We start from the raw sequence: 17641 nt of genomic DNA on the forward strand, positions 1-17641 counted from the left end.
CCGTGTCACTGTCACTCCTTACTGCTGTCATCGGCAGGGGAACCCGCACCCCTGCCAGTCACCGGAACGCCGTTGTCATCCAGCGCATCGAGCGGGCGTTCCTTCAACGCGTGCCGTCCCGACGTGTAGCCCTTCTGGAAGCTTGCCATCCGACTCCGCGCCGCCGTCGCCGAGCGGGCGATCGCACCCGTTCCCGGCATTCCGGAGGTCTTGTCGGCGAACGAGTCTTCCTTCTTCGGCTCGTTCCCGCCGATCGAGCCGGGGACGAGGTACTGGTTCGGCACCCGTTTGGGCAGGCCCGCCGGGGTGATCTCGTCGTTCCGATCTTCGTACAGGACCTGCGCCGCCTGCCAGCCGTCGTCCGACGCGCTGCGCCAGCCATTGTCCTGGAGCACCGTCTCCGGCGGAACACTCCGCGGTGTCCGAGTGGGCAATGCCTCTCCGGAAGCGTCTCCAGTGTCCCCGACGGCGGGTTCCTCCACTTCGGCGTCACCGTTACGGGTCCGCGCGGCGGTGTCGGACTCGACCGGCTCGGTGTAGGTGGTCGGGCTGTCAGCCCCGGCCTCGTCGCCTTCGCTGAACCAGCGCGAGAGCACCGACTGGTAGATCGGCAGCCGCCGGGTGGGCACGTCGTCTTCGAGCGCCGACTTGCCGGCGTCCGAAGAGTCCTCCGGCTTGTTCTGCGGCTCGACAGGGGTGTACTTCGGTTCCCGCTTCGGCAGCACCAGCGACGCGAACTGCGTCTCGGTGCCACTGGAGGCGCCGTCGCCGTTGGCGGGCGAGATGTCTTCGGCCGTCGGCCACGCCGGGGTCTCCTCGGCGGGCGTCGCGGGGCTGAGGAACGGCCCGGCCGCGTTCTTGCCCGCGACCAGGTCGTCGAGGCTGATCGGCTGGTCGAGCGGGACGAGCCCGCCCTGCTGCGCGACCGGTTGCGAAGCCGGGGGCTTCGACGGCGGCGGCGGGGTCATCTCCAGACCGCGGTCGGAAGCGGGGATGTTCGGCAGCGAGGTCGAGATCTCGGACACCGACGGCATCGAAGGCATCGACGTTTCCGAGCGGTTCGCCGGCGGCGGGGTGCTGCGCACGCCGGGCCGCATCTGCGTGAGCAGCTCGGCGGGCACGACGACCCGCGCGATCACGCCGCCCTCGATGTCCTCGTTCTCCCGCAGCCGGACCTCGATGCCGTGGCGGCGCGCCAGGCGCGCGACCACGTACAGGCCCATCCGCCGGGTCACCGAGACGTCCAGGTCCGGCGGGTCGGCGAGCCGCTGGTTGACCTCGGCGAGCCGCTCCTCGGTCATGCCGACACCGTGGTCGGTGACCTGGATGGCGAGCGCCTTCTTGCGGGTGATCACCGCGCGGACGGTCACCTTCGTCTCCGGCTCGGAGAAGTAGGTGGCGTTGTCCAGCAGTTCCGCGAGCACGTGCACGAGGTCGTGGATCGTCAGGCCCTGGACGGCGACCTCGGGGACGATCCCGATCTCGATCCGGGCGTACTGCTCGATCTCCGAGACCGCGGCGCCGATGACGTCGGCGGCGGGCACCGGCTTGGGCACCGACTTCGCGAGACCGGCGCCCGAGAGCACCAGCAGGCTTTCACCGTTGCGGCGCAGCCGCGTGGCGAGGTGGTCGAGTTCGAACAGGCTGGCCAAGTGGTCCGGGTCCTGCTCGTCGGCCTCGAGCCGGTCGATGACGCCCAGCTGGCGTTCCACCAGCCGCTGCGACCGGCGGGACAGGTTCACGAAGATGCCGTTGACGTTCTCGCGCAGGAGGGCCTGCTCGGCGGCCATCTTGACGGCCTGTTCGTGGACGACGTCGAACGACCGCGCCACTTCACCGATCTCGTCACGCGAAGTGACGGGCACCGGTTCGACCGACCGCTTCGAGGCGTTGACCGGGTCCGGGTCGTCCAGGATCGCTTGCACGGTTTCCGGCAGTCGTGTGTAGGCCACGTCGAGCGCCGTCTTCCGCAGCACCCGCAGCGGGCGCAGCATCAGGCGGGCGATGACGAGCATCAGGAACAGCGCCGCGAGCAGGGCCAGCAGCACGATCGCGCCGCCGATCCAGGCCGAGTTGATCGCGTCGGTGGCCAAACTGTCGGCCTGTGCCCGCAGCTGGCCGAGCAGGTTGGTCTCGACCGCGCGCAGCTTGTCCAGCGCGACCCGGCTGTCGTTGCCGAGCGCGACGTTGTCGATCGACGGCGGTTCGTTCTGCTGGTGCAGCGAGAACGCCATCGTGGTGATCCGGCGGCGGTCGTCGACCTCCGGGCCGGAGAAGGTGTCCGAGTAGAGCTGCCGCTGTTCGGGGCTGGCGTTGGCGACGAAGGCCGCCGTCGAGGCATCGCCGCTCGCGACCGCCGAGCGGGCCTGGTCGAACAGGTCGCCGGGGAACCCGGAGCGGAAGGAGGCGATCAGCAGCGCCGCGTCACCGCGGGCGATGAACTCCTTGCTCTCACTGATGGCCTGCACGGTCACGCCGAGCCGGAGCACGTCGCGGTTGGCCACCGCGGTGGTCACCTCGCGACCGAGCTGGACCAGCGAGTCGAGGATGTTGGAGTACGCGATGAGGACCGGGGTGTCGCCCAGCAGCGAGGTGTTCATCGCGCCGCGCAGCGGGCGCAGGGCGTCGAGCCGCTGCAGACCACGCGAGTAGCGGTCCCTCGTGTCCTGATCGTCCGGGTTGATCTGGTTCGCCGAAGCCCGAAGGTCGTCGACGGCGCGGTCGACCTTGGCGATCTGCGCGTCGAGACCGTTCTGGCGCGACGGGTCACCGGAGGCGATCTTGGCGACCGCGAGCGCGCGTTCGCTCTGCAGCTCGTGCACCACGAGGGTGATCTTGTCGGCGAACGCGACCTGATCGGCGGTGTCCTGGAACCGGGCCGCCTCGCTGCTGTCGTCGATCACGCGCAGCGTGCCGAGCACGAGCGCGGTCAGCGTCGGAATGATCAGGACGGCCGCGAGCTTCGATCGCAGACGCCAGTTACGCAGGCCCAGGAACGACCCGGCCTTCCCGCCAGGACCGTCTCCGGTTTCCCGCGCAGGGGCCCCTCCCACCCCCGCGGTGTCTTCGTTCGGCACCGCCGCACCACCATCATCTTCATCCGGGCCGGGAAAGCCCATTTTGGACATGCCGTTCTCGAGCTGGCCGTACTGCTGCTGTCTGGGTCGGTTGTCGGAGACCACTACCCGCACGCTCCCGTCACCCGGGAGGGACACGCACGGCGTGAGTATCCACTCATCCGAATGAGGAAGTCTTCTTTGAAGCGATCTCTCAAGTGCACTTGACCGAAACCCTGCTCGGTGCCATTGGTCTGTTCGGCCTAACCCGCCAGTGCGCGGGTGCGCACCAGTGAAGCACGGACGTGTTCACCGTGTTCAACACAGAGTGCCTTGCACCTTGGGAAAGGTCCAGAGCGTTCGGCCATCCAAGGCACTCTCTTTCACTACATCAGTGGTCCACACCTCACTACCGGTGCATGAGGGTAGCGAACGGGCGGCCCAGATGTAACCCTTCGGTCAAGACCTCCGAGAAAGACCCGGACGGGTCTTGACCCGTGAGCGCTCAGTTGTCAACAAGTCTCCGGCGCGAACACGCCCAGTTATGTTCACTTCTGACAAACAACCTGTTCGGGTGATCGTTACCACTTGGGATCATAGGATGACCACCCATTGTGAGTGCATGATCGGTTCTCTACAGTGTGCCGTGACTTGAGACAAAGAGTCACTTCCGAATTCCACATCAGGCCACGTCATCACGTGTCCTCCCCCCGATCAGGAGCACCACTTGCTTTCGAAGAAGGCCTTGAGCGCCCGCCCGGGGCGGCCGTCTCGTGGAATGGCGAGGGCGATCGCCTTCGCGATGGCGGCCGTCCTCACGACGTCGGTCGGTGGCTGCGGCCTGCTCGGCGGAGAAGATTCGTCCTCTTCCGACGGCTCGGGCAACCTCGAAAAGCCGAAGATCAAGGTCGCGGTGATGTCGACGATCGACGTCGCCGCCTTCCGGCTCGCCCAGGACGGCGGCTACTTCAAGAACGAGGGCCTCGATGTCGAAGCGATCGAGGCCGCCAGCGGGCAGGTCTCGCTGACCAAGCTGATCGGCGGCGAGGTCGACATCGCCTACGCCAGCTACACCCCCTTCTTCATCGCGATGAGCAAGGGCGCCGCCGACATCAAGCTGGTCACCGACGCCTCCTCCGCGGGCCCGAAGAGCACCATGGTGGTCACAGTGCCGACGAGTTCGGTGAAGAGCGTCAATGATCTGGCCGGGAAGCGGATCGGCATCTTCGCGCCGAACACGGTCTCCGACACGCTCACCAAGTCGGTGATGAAGGACCACGGCGTCGACTTCAGTGGCGTCAAATGGGTCCCGGTCGGGCCGCCGAACATGGCGATCGCCCTCAAGAACGGCGACATCGACGCCGGCTTCCTCACCGAGCCGTTCATCACGCAGGCCGCGAAGGCCGTGGGCACGATCCCCGTCGTGGACACCGCGACCGGCGCCACCCAGGACTTCCCGACCGCCGGCTATGGCGCTCTCGGCAAGTTCGTGAACGAGAACCCGAAGACCGTGGCCGCCTTCCAGCGCGCCATGCAGAAGGCCACCCGGGACGCGGCGGACCGCTCCAAGATCGAGCCGTTGCTGGTCAAGTACGCCAAGATCGACCAGGACACGGCCGCGCTGACCACGCTGCTGACCTTCCAGGCCACCCTGGACCCCCGCCGCATCCAGCGGGTCCCGGACCTGCTCCTGCAGATGGGCGCCATCCAGACGAAGATCGACGTCGGCCCGATGATCGCGCCGCAGACCACGAGTTAGTGACACGCGGTTACCCCGAATCGCCGTTCCACACGAAATTCGATCACTGAAAGTGATGATGTCCAAGTGGGTGATCATGCGATCAGGCGAATGGCCTAAAATGATCACCCGCTTACGACACCCATTGTGAGCGAGTGGGCAAATCTCTAAGGTGACCGCGTGCCTGGCGGAATGAAGCCACGACACGGATGAAAAAACCCAACGGTGATTCATTGTTTCCGAGGAGCTGGCTTTGTTTCGAAACGCCATGAGCAGGAACGGTGCACGTAGAGGACGGGGTGCCGTCGGCGTCGCCCTGAGCGCGCTCATGCTGGCCACGTTGGGCGCCTGTGGGGCACTCGGCGGCGAGGACACGTCGAAGGCGTCGGGCGGCGGCGAAGGCGGGCTGGAGAAGCCGAAGATCAAGGTGGCCCTGCTGCCCGTCGTCGACCTCGCGCCGCTGCGGCTGGCGCAGGAAGGCGGCTACTTCAAGGCCGAAGGTCTCGAGGTCGAAGCGGTCGACGCCCCCAGTGGCCAGCAGGCGATGACCAAGATGATCGGTGGCGAGGTCGACATCGCCTTCTCCACCTACATGCCGTTCTTCGTCGCGAAGAGCAAGGGCGCGGCCGACATCCGGCTCGTCGCCGACTCCGTTTCGGCCAGCCCCAAGAGCAACGCGGTCGTCACCGTGCCGACCTCGCCGGTCAAGACGATCAACGACCTCGCGGGCAAGAAGATCGCGATCACCGACAAGAACACCGCCTCCCACCTGCTCACCGTCTCGGTGATGAAGGACCACGGCGTGGACACCAGCAAGGTCCAGTGGGTGCCCATGCAGCTGCCGAACATCGCCGCGGCGCTCTCCTCGGGCCAGGTCGACGCGGGCTACCTGCCCGAGCCGTTCCTGACCCAGGCCTCCAAGGTCGTCGGCGCGACGCCGGTCGTCGACATCTCGACCGGCGCCACCCAGGACTTCCCTCTGGCGGGCTTCGGCGCGCTCGGCTCCTTCGTGGACAAGAACCCCAAGACGCTGGCCGCGTTCCAGCGCGCACTGGGCAAGGCCGTGCGCGACTCGGCCGACCGCTCCAAGATCGAACCCCTCATCGTCAAGTACGCCAAGGTCGACGCCGAAACCGCTTCACTGCTCACGCTGCCGACGTTCGGGTCCACACTGGACGCCCGTCGCCTGCAGCGCGTACCGGACCTGCTGCTGCAGACCGGTGTGATCACGGCCAAGCTCGACGCCGCTCCGATGCTCGCCCCTCAAGCTGGATAAAGGTCAAGGTGCCACGACTTCTCCGTGCCCTGGCCGGTCTGGCCGGTTTCTTCCTCGTCTGGGAAGTGATCGTCCAGGCCGGCCTGGTCCGTAAAGAGTTCCTCCCCCCGCCGTCCGTCGTCCTCGTGACGATCTTCGAACAGTTCGGCGAGACCCAGTTCATCCGGGATCTGATCGCCACATTCCTCGCATGGGCGATCGCCCTGCTGATCGCGGTCGCCATCGCCGTGCCCGCCGGTCTGCTGCTGGGCAGCATCCCTGGCCTGCGCACCGCGACCGCGGTGGTCATCGAGTTCCTGCGGCCGATCCCCGCCGTCGCGCTGATCCCGCTGGTGCTCCTGCTGATCGGCGGCGGGCCCGAAGCGAAGATCACGCTGGCCGTGTACGCGTCGTTGTGGCCCATCATGTTCAACACGATCTACGCGCTCGGCGAGATCGACCCCGTGCTGCAGGAGACCGCGAAGGCATGCGGTACCAGCAAGTTCCGGACGCTGACGTCGGTGGCGCTGCCGCATACCGCGCCGTTCGTGTTCACCGGGGTGCGGCTGTCCGCCAACATCGCGCTGATCGCGGTGGTCAGTACCGAGTTCCTCGCCGGCGCCAAACTCGGCATCGGCAACTTCATCATGCAGGCCAGCACCGGGTCCACCAGGTTCGACCTCGTGCTCGCCGGCACCGTGGTGGTCGGCGCGCTCGGCTTCCTCATCAACGGCGGGCTCGAGATGATCGGCAGGCGGGCGTTCCGCTGGAGCACGGTCGACCGGGAGGCGGTCTCGTGACGACCCTCACGCTGACCAGCCGCGTCGGCAGGCGCGTTGGCCGGGGTATCGGCATCCTGGTCCGCAACTGGCTGCTGTTCTTCGCCCTGCTCGGGATTTGGGAGCTCGCGACCCGGCTCTCGGAAAGCCCGTTCTTCCCGCCACCGACCGAGATCCTGTCCGCCTCGGGGAAACTGTGGTTCACCGGTCCGGCCTCCCAGCTGTTCCTGACCGACACCGTGTTCGACAACGTCCTGCCGAGCCTCGGCCGGACGCTCGGCGGCTGGCTGCTGGCCGGCGCCCTCGGTGTCGCGCTGGGTGTCCTCTTGGGACGGTCCAAGACCGGGATGGACTACGTCGGGCCGCTGTTCGCGTTCTTCCGCTCGGTGCCGCCGCCCGCGCTGATCCCGGTGTTCATCGTCCTTTTCGGACTCGGGCCGGGGATGCAGACCGGGTCGATCATCTTCGGCGCGATCTGGCCGGTGCTGCTCAACACCGTGGACGGCGTCCGGTCGGTGGACCAGGTGAAGATCGACACCGCGAAGTCGTTCCGGACTCCCCGGTCGTACTGGGTCCGCTCGATCGTGCTGCCCGCCGCAGGGCCGAAGATCTTCGCGGGCTTGCGGCTGAGCCTGTCCATCTCCTTGCTGCTGATGGTGATCTCGGAACTGGTCGGCTCCTACAACGGCATCGGCCGGTCCCTGATGGACGCCCAGCAGGCGTTCGACTTCCCGCTCATGTGGTCGTGGCTGGTCCTGCTCGGGCTCCTCGGCTTCGGGTTCAACGCGGCCTTCCTCGCGGTGGAGCAGAGAGTGCTTCGCTGGCAGCCCACCCGCAACGGCCGTCTCTAGTTCTTTCGAAGGGTCAGCAAGATGTCAACCATGCTCGAAGTCTCCGGGCTGAACCACCGGTACGGCGCGGGAGAAAAGGCGCACGTCGCGGTCAACGACCTGTCGTTCACCGTCGAAGCGGGACAGCTCGCGAGCATCGTCGGCCCGTCGGGCTGCGGCAAGTCGACGCTCCTGCGCTGCATCGCCGGGCTGATCAAGCCGACGTCCGGCCGCGTCAGCCTGCACGGCGACGACGTCTCCGGGGTGCCGGAGGATCTGGCCGTCGTGTTCCAGGACTACAGCCGCTCGCTGTTCCCCTGGCTCTCGGTCGCGAAGAACGTCGAGTTCCCCTTGCGGTGGCGCAACTTGAGCCGCTCGGAGCGCCGCACGCGGGCGCAGGAGGCGCTGGAGTCGGTCGGTCTGTCCGGGGTCGGCTCGAAGTTCCCGTGGCAGCTCTCGGGCGGTATGCAGCAGCGCGTGTCGATCGCGCGGGCGCTGGCCAGCCGTCCCGCACTGCTGCTGATGGACGAGCCGTTCGCGTCGGTCGACGCGCAGACGCGGTTCGAGCTCGAAGACCTGACTCGGCGCGTTCAGCGCGAGAACGGGAGCACGGTCCTCGTCGTCACGCACGACATCGACGAGAGCGTCTACCTCTCGGACCGGGTGCTGGTGCTGTCGAAGTCGCCCGCGAAGATCGTCGCGGACCTGCCGGTGGGGCTGCCCGCGGAACGGGACCAGATCACCACGCGCGAGTCGGCGGAGTTCGTGACGCTGCGCGGTGAGGTGGCGCGGCTGCTGCACGGCGGCGCTCCGGAAGCGGCCACCGCTGCTTCGGACGCGGCCGAGTACGAGCTGGCGCAGCAGGAGGCGGCCGACGCCGCCGCCGAGTCCGAGGCGCGCGCGAAAAGCTCCTGACACATGCGATGAAAGGTCCTTTCCTTGCGAATTTCGCAAGGAAAGGACCTTTCATCGCACGCGCGGATGGGGCAAGACGGCCCCAGTGGTTCAGTACAGCGTGCGCGGGTTCGCGTCGATGCGGACGTGCACCAGATGCGGCCGCTCGTCCGGCAGCGCGGCCTCCAGCGCCGGCTTGAGGTCCTCGGCCTTCTCGACGACCGACGTCCGCAGCCCCAGGCTCTTCGCCAGCGCGGGGAAATCGATACCGCCGAGGTCGACACCCGGCACCTTCTCGCCGCCCGCGGCCTCGCCGAGGATGCGCACGGCGGCGTACTGCGAATTGTCGAAGATCACGAACGTCACCGGCAGGTTGTGCTGCGCCGCCGTCCACAGTGCCTGGACGCAGTACATGCTCGAACCGTCGCCGAGGATCGCGACGACCTTGCGGTCCGGGCGGGCCAGCGCGGCACCGACGGCGGCGGGGAGGCCGTAGCCGAGGGTGCCGCTGGCGACCGTGAGGAAACCGGTGTCGGTGGACTTGATCGGCAAGTGGTCGTGCAGTTCGTTGCGGTGGCTCGGGGTCTCTTCGACGACGATCGCGTCGTCCGGCAGGACCTCCGAGATCACGGAGTAGGCGAAGGCCGGGGTGATCGGCGTGACCGCGGCGGGCTTTTCCAGCCTGGTACGGGGTTTCGGCGCTTCCCGCGGCGCGACGCGATCCAGCAGCGTGCGGATCGCGAGCTTCGGCGTCGCGCGGATGCCGGTGCCTTCCGCGGCCCTGGCGAGGATCTGCTCGTCGTCGCTGACCAGGAACAGCGGCGGCAGCGCGGTTTCCGACTCGCCCCGGTACACGTGGTAGGTGAACGCCGGAGCGCCGATGACGACCACGAGATCGTGCTCGGTCAGCGCGCTCGCGAGCGCTTTCCGTTCCGGCTGCAGGAATCCGAAGAACTGCGGGTGGTCCTCGGGGAACGAGCAGCGCGCTCCCATCGGCGGCGCCCAGACCCCGGCGCCCACCTTCTCGGCCAGTTCGACGACGTCCGGCACGGCGCCTTCCCCGTCGATACCGGGGCCGACCACGATCGCCGGGCGTTCGGCGGCGTCCAAGGCGGACACCAGCTCGTCCAAAGCGGACGGATCGGGCGCGAAGCCGGGGATCCGCGGCCGGGAGACGACCGGCTTCGAGGTCTCGGCGTCCCAGTCGTCCACCGGCACCGAGACGAACACCGGACCCATGGGCGCCTGCGTCGCGATGTGGTACGCCCGCGCCAGCGCCGCCGGGACGTCCTCGGCCCTGGCGGGCTCGCAGCTCCACTTCACGTACGGCTTGGGGAAGTTCGCCGCCTCGACGGCGCCGAGGAACGGATCGTCCGGCAGCAGCGACCTGGTCTGCTGGCCCGCCAGGATGATCAGCGGGGCGTTGTTGCGGTACGCGGTGAAGATATGCCCGAGCGCGTGGCCGACCCCGCCGGCGGAATGCAGGTTCACCAGCGCCGCCTGCCTGCTCGCGCGGGCGTACCCGTCGGCCATCGCGACGACGGACGCCTCGTGGAGCGCGAGCACGTAGGTGAAGTCGTCGGGCCATTCCGTCAGGAAGGCGATCTCGGTCGTACCGGGATTGCCGAAAACGGTGGTCAGGCCCAGATCGCGCAGCAGTTCCCTGGTCGCGTCACGTACGGTGCGGGTAGCCATGGCCACACGCTATCTGGTCGGTACCGGATAGTTGAAGATGCAACCTCGTATCACCGTGTGTGGTCTGGACCTGACCCCGTGTTCACGGCTTCGGTACGGGGGTCGCGAATGGAGTGAAGGCCTCCTTGCCTACCTTGAGGGTAGGGAAGGAGGCCTTCACGGCATGCGGAGCGAGACGGCGCCGCGCGGTACCGGCGTTCGGGGCCTACTCCTTGACCAGCGCCGCCCACTCGCGAACGGCGGCGGCGTCCACATCGGACTCCCAGCCGCCCGGGCGGACCGCGCCGCCGACGTGGAACGCGCCGACCCCGCCCGCCCGCAGCAGATGCACCTGCTGCGCCCGCAGGCCGCCGCCGACCAGCAACCGAGGCCCGTCCTCACGCCGGGCGAGCCGCTGCAGCACCGAAAGCCCGTGCGCGACGCCGTGCGGATGCCCGGCCGCGAGCACCGTGTCGCAGCCGAGGCCGGTCAACTGGTCGTAGGCGCGCAACGGATCCCGCGCGCGGTCGATGGCGCGGTGGAAGGTCCACGGCAGCCCGTCGAGCTCCTTGACCAGCGCCTCGCAGGCTTCGACGTCGATTTCGCTTTCCAGGTCCAGGAAACCGAAGACGAACTCCCGCGCGCCCGCGTCGATCAGGCGCACCGCGTCCGCACGCAGCCCGTCGAGGTCACCGGCGGCGAAGGACATGTTGTCGCGCAGCATGACCCGCACCGGGAGATCGGTGGCGCCGAGCACGTCGCGCACCGTCTCGACCGACGGGGTGAGACCGTCGCTGGCCATGTCGCTGACCAGTTCGAGGCGATCGGCCCCGCCCTCCTGCGCGCGCTCCGCGTCCACCGCGGTCAGCGCGATCACTTCCAGCAGGCCGGTTTTCGGGGTCATGGACCTTCCAATTCGCTCAGTGTCTGTCGGTGAACCCGCGGCCGCGATGGCGGAGCCGTCGGCGGAGGCGGGTTCAAGCTCAGGGTCGCCTTCCGGGTACATCGCAGCTCCGCACATTCGCTCAATCCGAGGGGTTGTCGTCACCCCTGGCGTGGCGACCGCGCCGGAATCCGCCTTGCAGGCTGGTCATCCGTTCGCGGACCGCTTCGGGGGAAAGTGAGAGTATCGGCCTCTCCCCTCGCGGCTTCTCCGGCCTGTCGTCCTGCGACCGGGCCTCGGGAACGACGGCGGGCAGCACCGGCCAGGTCTCCTCCGCCCCGTCTTCCTGTTCCAGCTCGGCGGGCGTCGGCCAAGCCGGTTCCGGCTCCTTTTCCTTCGGCTCCAGCGGCTTCAGGGTCGGTTCGGTCGGCTCGTCCGGATCCTGCGCGGGTTCCTCGGGCACGGCGTTCTTGACCGGCTCGAACGAAGGCAAGGAAGGCGGGCCGGGTTCCGCGGGCGAAGGCCCTTCGCGCGGGCCGCCGTGGTCGAACCACTGCGAAAGCACGCTCTGGTACTTGGGCATCCGCTCGGTCGGCGAATCCAGTTCGAGATGGTTGACGGCGTCGTCGTCCGAAGACGGCCATTCCGGCTGGGTCTCGCGCTCGACGACGGGAGCGCGTCGCAGCGGGCCGGGGTCCAGCACGGGCGCGAACCGCGACTCCTCGGCGCTCTCCTCCGGCTCGGGCAGCGGCGGGACTTCCAGCGGCGGCTCGGGTTCCGGCTCCGGGACGACGACGGTGACGGGCACGGGTTCCGGCATCGGGGCGGGCCGGGGCGCTTCGACGATGAGCTCGGCGGGCACGACGACCACCGCGGTGATCCCGCCGCCGTCGGCGGACCGGAGACGGACGTCGATATGGTGCCGGATCGCCAGCGTCGCGACCACGAACAGGCCCATCCGCCGGGAGACTTCGACGTCGACGTCCGGCGGGTTCGCCAGCCGCGCGTTGGTGCGGTCGATCTCCGCCTGCGGCATCCCGGCGCCGTGGTCGGTGATCTCGATCTGCCATTCCCCGCGGTCGGTCTCGTGCCCCTCGACCTGCACCATCGTGCTCTGATCCGAATAGCGGGCCGCGTTCTCCAGCAACTCGGAGACCACGTGCACGAGATCGTTGACGGCCTCGCCGCGTACCGCGATCCGCGGCGCCGGGCCGAGTTCGATCCGCTGGTAGTGCTCGACCTCCGAGAGCGCGGCGCCGATGATCTCGTCGGCGACGACGGCGCCACCGTCCTCACGGACGACGTCGGTTCCGGACAGCACCAGCAGGTTCTCGCTGTTGCGGCGCATCCGGGTCGCGAGATGGTCGAGTTCGAAAAGCCCGGCGAGCGTGTCGGGATCCTGTTCGTCGGCTTCCATCCGGTCCAGCACGGACAACTGCCGTTCGACGAGATCCTGGCTCCGCTGCGACAGGTTCACGAACATCGCGTTGATGTTCTCCCGCAGCATGGCCTGTTCCCCTGCGAGCCGGACGGCCTCGCCGTGCACCGCGTCGAACGCGCGCGCCACCTGGCCGAGTTCCTCGCGGCTGAACACCGGCACCGGAGCGACGGCCAGCCGCCGCCGCAGGTTCTCCGGCTGCGGTTCGGGGTCGCTCAGCAGTCCTTCGACGGCCGCCGGCAGCTGGTGTTCGGCGACATGCAGCGCGCTGCGGCGCAGGATCCGCAGTGGCCGCAGCAGCGAACGCGCGATGATCACCGAGAGCACCCCGGCGACGACCAGCACGGCGAGCACGATGCCGCCGTCCCAGATCGCGGACGTCCTCGCCTGCGCCGCGAGGGAGTCGGTGCGTTCCTGAAGCTGGACGAGCAGCGCCTGCTGCACCTGGTGGGCCAGATTCACCGTGTAGGTGGCCGAGGTGTCCCACTGGTTCGGATCCAGCCCGCCGAGCCCCTGATCGTTCTCCGCGCGGATGAGCGCCGATTCGACCATGTCGTTGCCGATGTCGACGATCAGGCCGATGACCGTGTCGTCGTACATCCGCTGCTGTTCGGGGGTCGCGAACGTGCGGTAGTCGTTGCGGGCGGCGGCGAGTTCGGCCTCCGCGCCGAGCAGCGCACGGGTCCTGTCCCGGTTGAGGCCGCCCTGCGCGAGCGCGGCCGCCATGATCGCGCGTTTGACCGACATCTGGTCCTTGACCCGCGCGAGCGCGTTACCCGCGAGGCGGAGCTTCCCCAGATCCGGGTCGGACACGTCGGCGGCGGTGGAATCGCTGATGTCGAGCAGACCGGAGATCAGGTCGCTGTAGGAGCGGAGCACCGCGTCGGCGGGAAAAGCGGAGTGTTCCGCGGAAAAGCGGAGCCCGGTCAGCACGCGCAGCCGGTCGCTGGTCTGCTGCAGGCTGGTCGCGGTCTTGCCGCCGAGCCTGCTCTTGCTCTCGCCGAGCGTGCGGTCGAACGTGCCGATGGCCTCGTCGACGCGCTTGCGCTGCTCGGTCAGTTCGGAAAGGTCGCCCTTGCGATCGCCGGCGACGAACCGGACGGTGAGGTCTCGTTCGCGCTGGAGCTGGTGCACGGCCTCGGCGACGGTGCTGTCGACGCGGCCGCGGGTGGCGAACTCGGCCAGCTGCCTCGCGTCCCGCAGGTCGGAGTTGACCCGGAGCCCGACGAGGGCGACCACCGCGAGGGCGGGAATCAGGAGTACCACGAAGAGTTTGGTACGCAGGTGCCAGTTCCGCAGCCGCCAGCGTCCGCCGACACGAGGATGCCGTTCCGCCGCGTCGCCCCCACGGGGACGCTTGTCGCGACGGGCCACCTGGTTTCCTTTTCCCACCACGGGACCCTTTCCCATGGCTGACATCGGGGACGAAAGCCCGAACCTACTGTAGAGTAACAAGGTTCGGGAACGATCGAAAGCCGCGCCATCGGGGCGCCTCCCCCAGGCGATCGTATGGGGCGCGGACCATACGATCCAGAAGCAGGAGCACATTCTCTCGGTAGGTGAGCGGTGACGAAGATGCGCGTCTTGGCGATTCCGCTGGTAGCGGCGCTGCTGGCGACCGCAGGTTGCGGAGTGTTTTCCAGTGGTGACGCAAGCACCGACGCGCCACTCGAACGGACGGAACTGCGCATCGGCGTCGGGAACCCCATCGACACGGCCCCCTTGCGGGTCGCCGTCGCGGACGGGAAATTCACCGCGGCCGGCCTTTCCGTGACCCTCGTCGAAGTTCCCGCCGATCAGGCGATCGGCAAGCTCGCCGCGGGCGAGATCGACCTGGCGTTCGCGAGCGACGTGTCGATCTTCCGCGCCTCCGCGGCCGGGACCGCGCTCCAGTTGCAGGGCGAGGCGTACACCGCCGGCCGCAACACCATGGCGCTCGTCACACTCCCCGGCTCCGAATACACCGAGCCGACGCTCAAGAAGTCACCGAAGATCGCGGTGAACATGCTCGACGATGTCGGCGTGCTGGCGGCCCGCTCGGTACTGGGGACCGCGGGCGTCGACGTGAACCGGATCCAGTTCAAGCAGCACCCGTTCGACCGGATGCCCCAGGCGTTGCAGGCGGGCGAGGTCGATGCCGCGTGGATGGTCGAGCCGTACATCACCAGGGCCGAGAAGGAGCTGGGGGCGAGCATCCTCGCCGACGGCGCCCGCGGCGCGACACTGGACTTCCCGATGTCGTCCTACGTTTCGACGGGAGCCTTCGGCCAGGCCAACGCCCGCACGCTCGCGGCGTTCCGGAAGGTGCTCGGCGAAGCGCAGGTGCGGGCGGCCGACCCGGCCGTCGTCCGCGACGCGCTGCCGTCGTTCTCCGACATCGACCGGACCACGGCGTCGCTGATCTCGCTCGGGACGTACCCGGTCTCCCTCAACGGCATCCGGCTGCAACGCGTCGCCGACCTGATGCACAACTCCGGCCTGCTCGGCGCGCGGCTCGACGTGCAGTCGATGGTGGCGCACCCCTAACCCGGACCCCGCCCCGCCGCCACCCTCAACGGACAGGCTTCGCCTGACTGCTAGATATTTTCGCCGGTCGGCCTGAGGCACACCGTGCGCTCGGGCGGCCCGGTGTAGTGCAGGGCGGTGTCTTCCGACGAACAGGCGTACTCCGACGATCCCCGCGTGACGACCGCGCGCGCCTCCGCGCTGATGTCGCTGCAACGAACCTTCGCGATCCGCGTCTCGTGCACGACGTCGCGCAGGCAGTCCCCGCTCTCGACGTTCAGCGCGAGGCAGAGTGTCTTTTCCGCCCTCTTGCTCGACGAACCCCCGTACAGCTCGAACTGGATGTAGTCGGCACTACGGCAGTCCGAAGAGCCCGTCCGCACCTCGTCGATACGGAAGATCGCACGATTCGACGAGCAGCTGGCCGTCGTGTAGCTCTGGTTTCCGCCCGCCTCGTCGGTCAGATACAGGCACTTGCCCGCCTCGACCTTGGTGAACCTGCTCGACTGCGAGAGCCCGAAGGCGACCAGGCTCCCCAGGCCCAGCGCGGCGACGACGCCCAGCACGATCGAGGCCTTGGCCAGCACGCTCAGTGGCGGCGGCTTGGGGAACGGCGTCGGCGGTGCCGCCTCCGGCATCGGGGGCAGCGGCGCGGGCGCGTTGAACGGGTCGTACTCGGGTGTCCCGCCGGTCGGTGTAGTCGTCAAGGTCCCCTCCAGTCACCTGCCGCATATCCTTCCACCAGCGGTGCCGCGGCGGGAGCCGGTGTGGCCGGAACGTATAAAGGACGATGTGACCGATGGCCCGCTGATCGTCCAGTCCGACAAGACCGTGCTCCTCGAGGTCGACAACAGCCAGGCCGACGACGCGCGGATCGCCATCGCGCCGTTCGCCGAACTGGAACGCGCGCCCGAGCACGTCCACACCTACCGGATCACGCCACTGGCGTTGTGGAACGCCCGCGCGGCGGGCCACGACGCCGAACAGGTCGTCGACGCGCTGACGACGTACTCGCGCTTCCCCGTCCCCCAGCCGCTGCTCATCGACATCGTGGACACGATGGGGCGGTTCGGGCGGTTGCAGATCGCGAACCATCCGGCGCACGGCCTGGTGATGTCGACCATCGACCGCGCGGTGCTGGAGGAGATCCTCCGGCACAAGAAGATCAGCCCGATGCTGGGCGCGCGGATCGACGAGGACACCGTCGTCGTGCACCCCTCCGAGCGCGGGCGGCTCAAGCAAGCGCTGCTGAAGGTCGGCTGGCCCGCGGAAGACCTCGCCGGCTATGTCGACGGCGAGGCGCACCCGATCGACCTCGCCGAGGTCGACTGGGAACTGCGGGACTACCAGCGCAAGGCCGCCGAGGCGTTTTGGGCAGGCGGGTCCGGTGTCGTCGTGCTGCCGTGCGGCGCGGGCAAGACGCTGGTCGGCGCCGCGGCCATGGCGCACGCGAAGGCGACCACGCTGATCCTGGTGACGAACACCGTCGCCGGACGGCAGTGGAAGCGGGAGCTGGTCGCGCGGACCTCGCTCACCGAGGAGGAGATCGGCGAGTACTCCGGGGAGAAGAAGGAGATCCGGCCGGTCACCATCGCGACATACCAGGTGGTCACGCGCAAGACCAAGGGCGAGTACAAGCACCTGGACCTGTTCGACTCGCGGGACTGGGGCCTGGTGGTCTACGACGAGGTCCACCTGCTGCCCGCGCCGGTGTTCCGGATGACCGCGGACCTGCAGTCGCGGCGGCGGCTGGGGCTCACCGCGACCCTGGTGCGCGAGGACGGGCGCGAGGGTGACGTGTTCTCCCTGATCGGCCCGAAGCGATACGACGTCCCGTGGCGCGACATCGAGGCGCAGGGCTGGATCGCGCCGGCGGAATGCACCGAGGTCCGGGTGACGCTGACCGACGCCGAGAGGCTCGCGTACGCCACGGCCGAAGCCGAGGAGCGGTACAAGCTGGCGGCGACCGCGGACACCAAGACCAAGGTGATCAAATCGCTGGTCGACCGGCATCCCGGCGAGCCGACCCTGGTCATCGGGGCCTATCTCGACCAGCTGGAGATGATCGGCGACGAACTCGACGCGCCGGTGATCCAGGGCGCGACGCGGAACAAGGAACGCGAAGAACTGTTCGACGCTTTCCGTCGCGGCGAGATCAGGACGCTGGTCGTTTCGAAGGTCGCGAACTTCTCGATCGACCTGCCGGAGGCGTCGGTCGCCATCCAGATCTCCGGGACGTTCGGCTCGCGGCAGGAGGAGGCGCAGCGACTCGGACGGCTGTTGCGGCCCAAGGGCGACGGACGGCAGGCACATTTCTACTCGGTCGTCTCGCGGGACACCGTCGACACGGAGTACGCGGCGCACCGGCAGCGGTTCCTGGCGGAACAGGGGTACGCGTACCGGATCGTGGACGCGGACGACCTGCTGCGCCCCATTTAGGAACAGTCCGCGCTCTTGTCCGGGTGGTCGTGGGGGGGGGGTTGGGGTGGGGAACCAACCCCCCCCCCCAACACACCCGGCCCACCACACCCCCGGCAGGGACTTCTCTTTTTCGCGGGGGGTTCTCTTGGGGGGGCTAAGGCTCCTTCC

The 17641-nt window shown here is 68.4% G+C and carries 12 protein-coding genes; 7 read left to right on the top strand and 5 right to left on the bottom strand.

Annotation, left to right across the window (positions count from 1 at the left end):
• Positions 1-11 precede the first annotated feature (11 nt).
• Entirely contained in the window at positions 12-3128 is a 3117-nt protein-coding gene (locus AC069H_RS36495; RefSeq protein WP_478235393.1) for a sensor histidine kinase, read from the bottom strand.
• 706 nt (positions 3129-3834) lie between these two features.
• Between AC069H_RS36495 and AC069H_RS36500 the strand changes: the two genes are divergently transcribed.
• From AC069H_RS36500 to AC069H_RS36520, 5 genes are all read left to right on the top strand, one after another.
• Positions 3835-4815, top strand: coding sequence for an ABC transporter substrate-binding protein (locus AC069H_RS36500; RefSeq protein ID WP_478235394.1), 981 nt, complete (start codon positions 3835-3837; stop codon positions 4813-4815).
• A 307-nt stretch (positions 4816-5122) separates the two neighbouring features.
• The gene (locus tag AC069H_RS36505) at positions 5123-6070 is read left to right on the top strand and encodes an ABC transporter substrate-binding protein (protein WP_478235395.1); all 948 of its coding nucleotides are present in this window, start codon (positions 5123-5125) and stop codon (positions 6068-6070) included.
• A gap of 8 nt (positions 6071-6078) precedes the next feature.
• The gene (locus AC069H_RS36510; protein ID WP_465431799.1) at positions 6079-6849 is read left to right on the top strand and encodes an ABC transporter permease; all 771 of its coding nucleotides are present in this window, start codon (positions 6079-6081) and stop codon (positions 6847-6849) included.
• Complete coding sequence (locus AC069H_RS36515) at positions 6846-7679, top strand: ABC transporter permease (RefSeq protein WP_478235370.1); 834 nt, start codon at positions 6846-6848, stop codon at positions 7677-7679. Before AC069H_RS36510 ends, AC069H_RS36515 begins: the two co-directional genes overlap by 4 nt.
• 21 nt (positions 7680-7700) lie before the next feature.
• Positions 7701-8573 carry an ABC transporter ATP-binding protein gene (locus AC069H_RS36520; RefSeq protein WP_478235371.1) on the top strand — a complete coding sequence of 291 codons (873 nt, stop codon included), beginning with the start codon at positions 7701-7703 and terminating at the stop codon, positions 8571-8573.
• A 90-nt stretch (positions 8574-8663) separates the two neighbouring features.
• Here AC069H_RS36520 and mdlC read toward each other — a convergent pair whose 3' ends face one another.
• From mdlC to AC069H_RS36535, 3 genes are all read right to left on the bottom strand, one after another.
• Positions 8664-10247 (bottom strand): benzoylformate decarboxylase, encoded by a 1584-nt coding sequence (gene mdlC / locus AC069H_RS36525; protein WP_478235372.1) that lies wholly within the window; start codon positions 10245-10247, stop codon positions 8664-8666.
• 205 nt (positions 10248-10452) lie between these two features.
• On the bottom strand, positions 10453-11130 hold the full coding sequence (locus AC069H_RS36530; RefSeq protein ID WP_478225246.1) for a copper homeostasis protein CutC: 678 nt from the start codon (positions 11128-11130) through the stop codon (positions 10453-10455).
• 121 nt (positions 11131-11251) lie between these two features.
• Positions 11252-13921, bottom strand: a complete 2670-nt coding sequence (locus tag AC069H_RS36535; RefSeq protein ID WP_478225245.1) for a sensor histidine kinase — start codon at positions 13919-13921, stop codon at positions 11252-11254.
• Between the two features lie 192 nt (positions 13922-14113).
• On the opposite strand from AC069H_RS36535, the gene AC069H_RS36540 reads away from it, so the two are divergent.
• Positions 14114-15073: an ABC transporter substrate-binding protein gene (locus AC069H_RS36540; RefSeq protein WP_478225244.1), complete on the top strand. Its 960-nt coding sequence runs from the start codon at positions 14114-14116 to the stop codon at positions 15071-15073.
• A 50-nt stretch (positions 15074-15123) separates the two neighbouring features.
• Here the strand turns inward: AC069H_RS36540 and AC069H_RS36545 are convergent, their stop codons facing one another.
• Positions 15124-15759, bottom strand: a complete 636-nt coding sequence (locus AC069H_RS36545; protein ID WP_478235373.1) for an LppU/SCO3897 family protein — start codon at positions 15757-15759, stop codon at positions 15124-15126.
• A gap of 85 nt (positions 15760-15844) precedes the next feature.
• Between AC069H_RS36545 and AC069H_RS36550 the strand changes: the two genes are divergently transcribed.
• Positions 15845-17491: a DNA repair helicase XPB gene (locus tag AC069H_RS36550; RefSeq protein WP_478225242.1), complete on the top strand. Its 1647-nt coding sequence runs from the start codon at positions 15845-15847 to the stop codon at positions 17489-17491.
• Positions 17492-17641 lie beyond the last annotated feature (150 nt).

This window comes from Amycolatopsis sp. NPDC043887 (assembly GCF_056435665.1).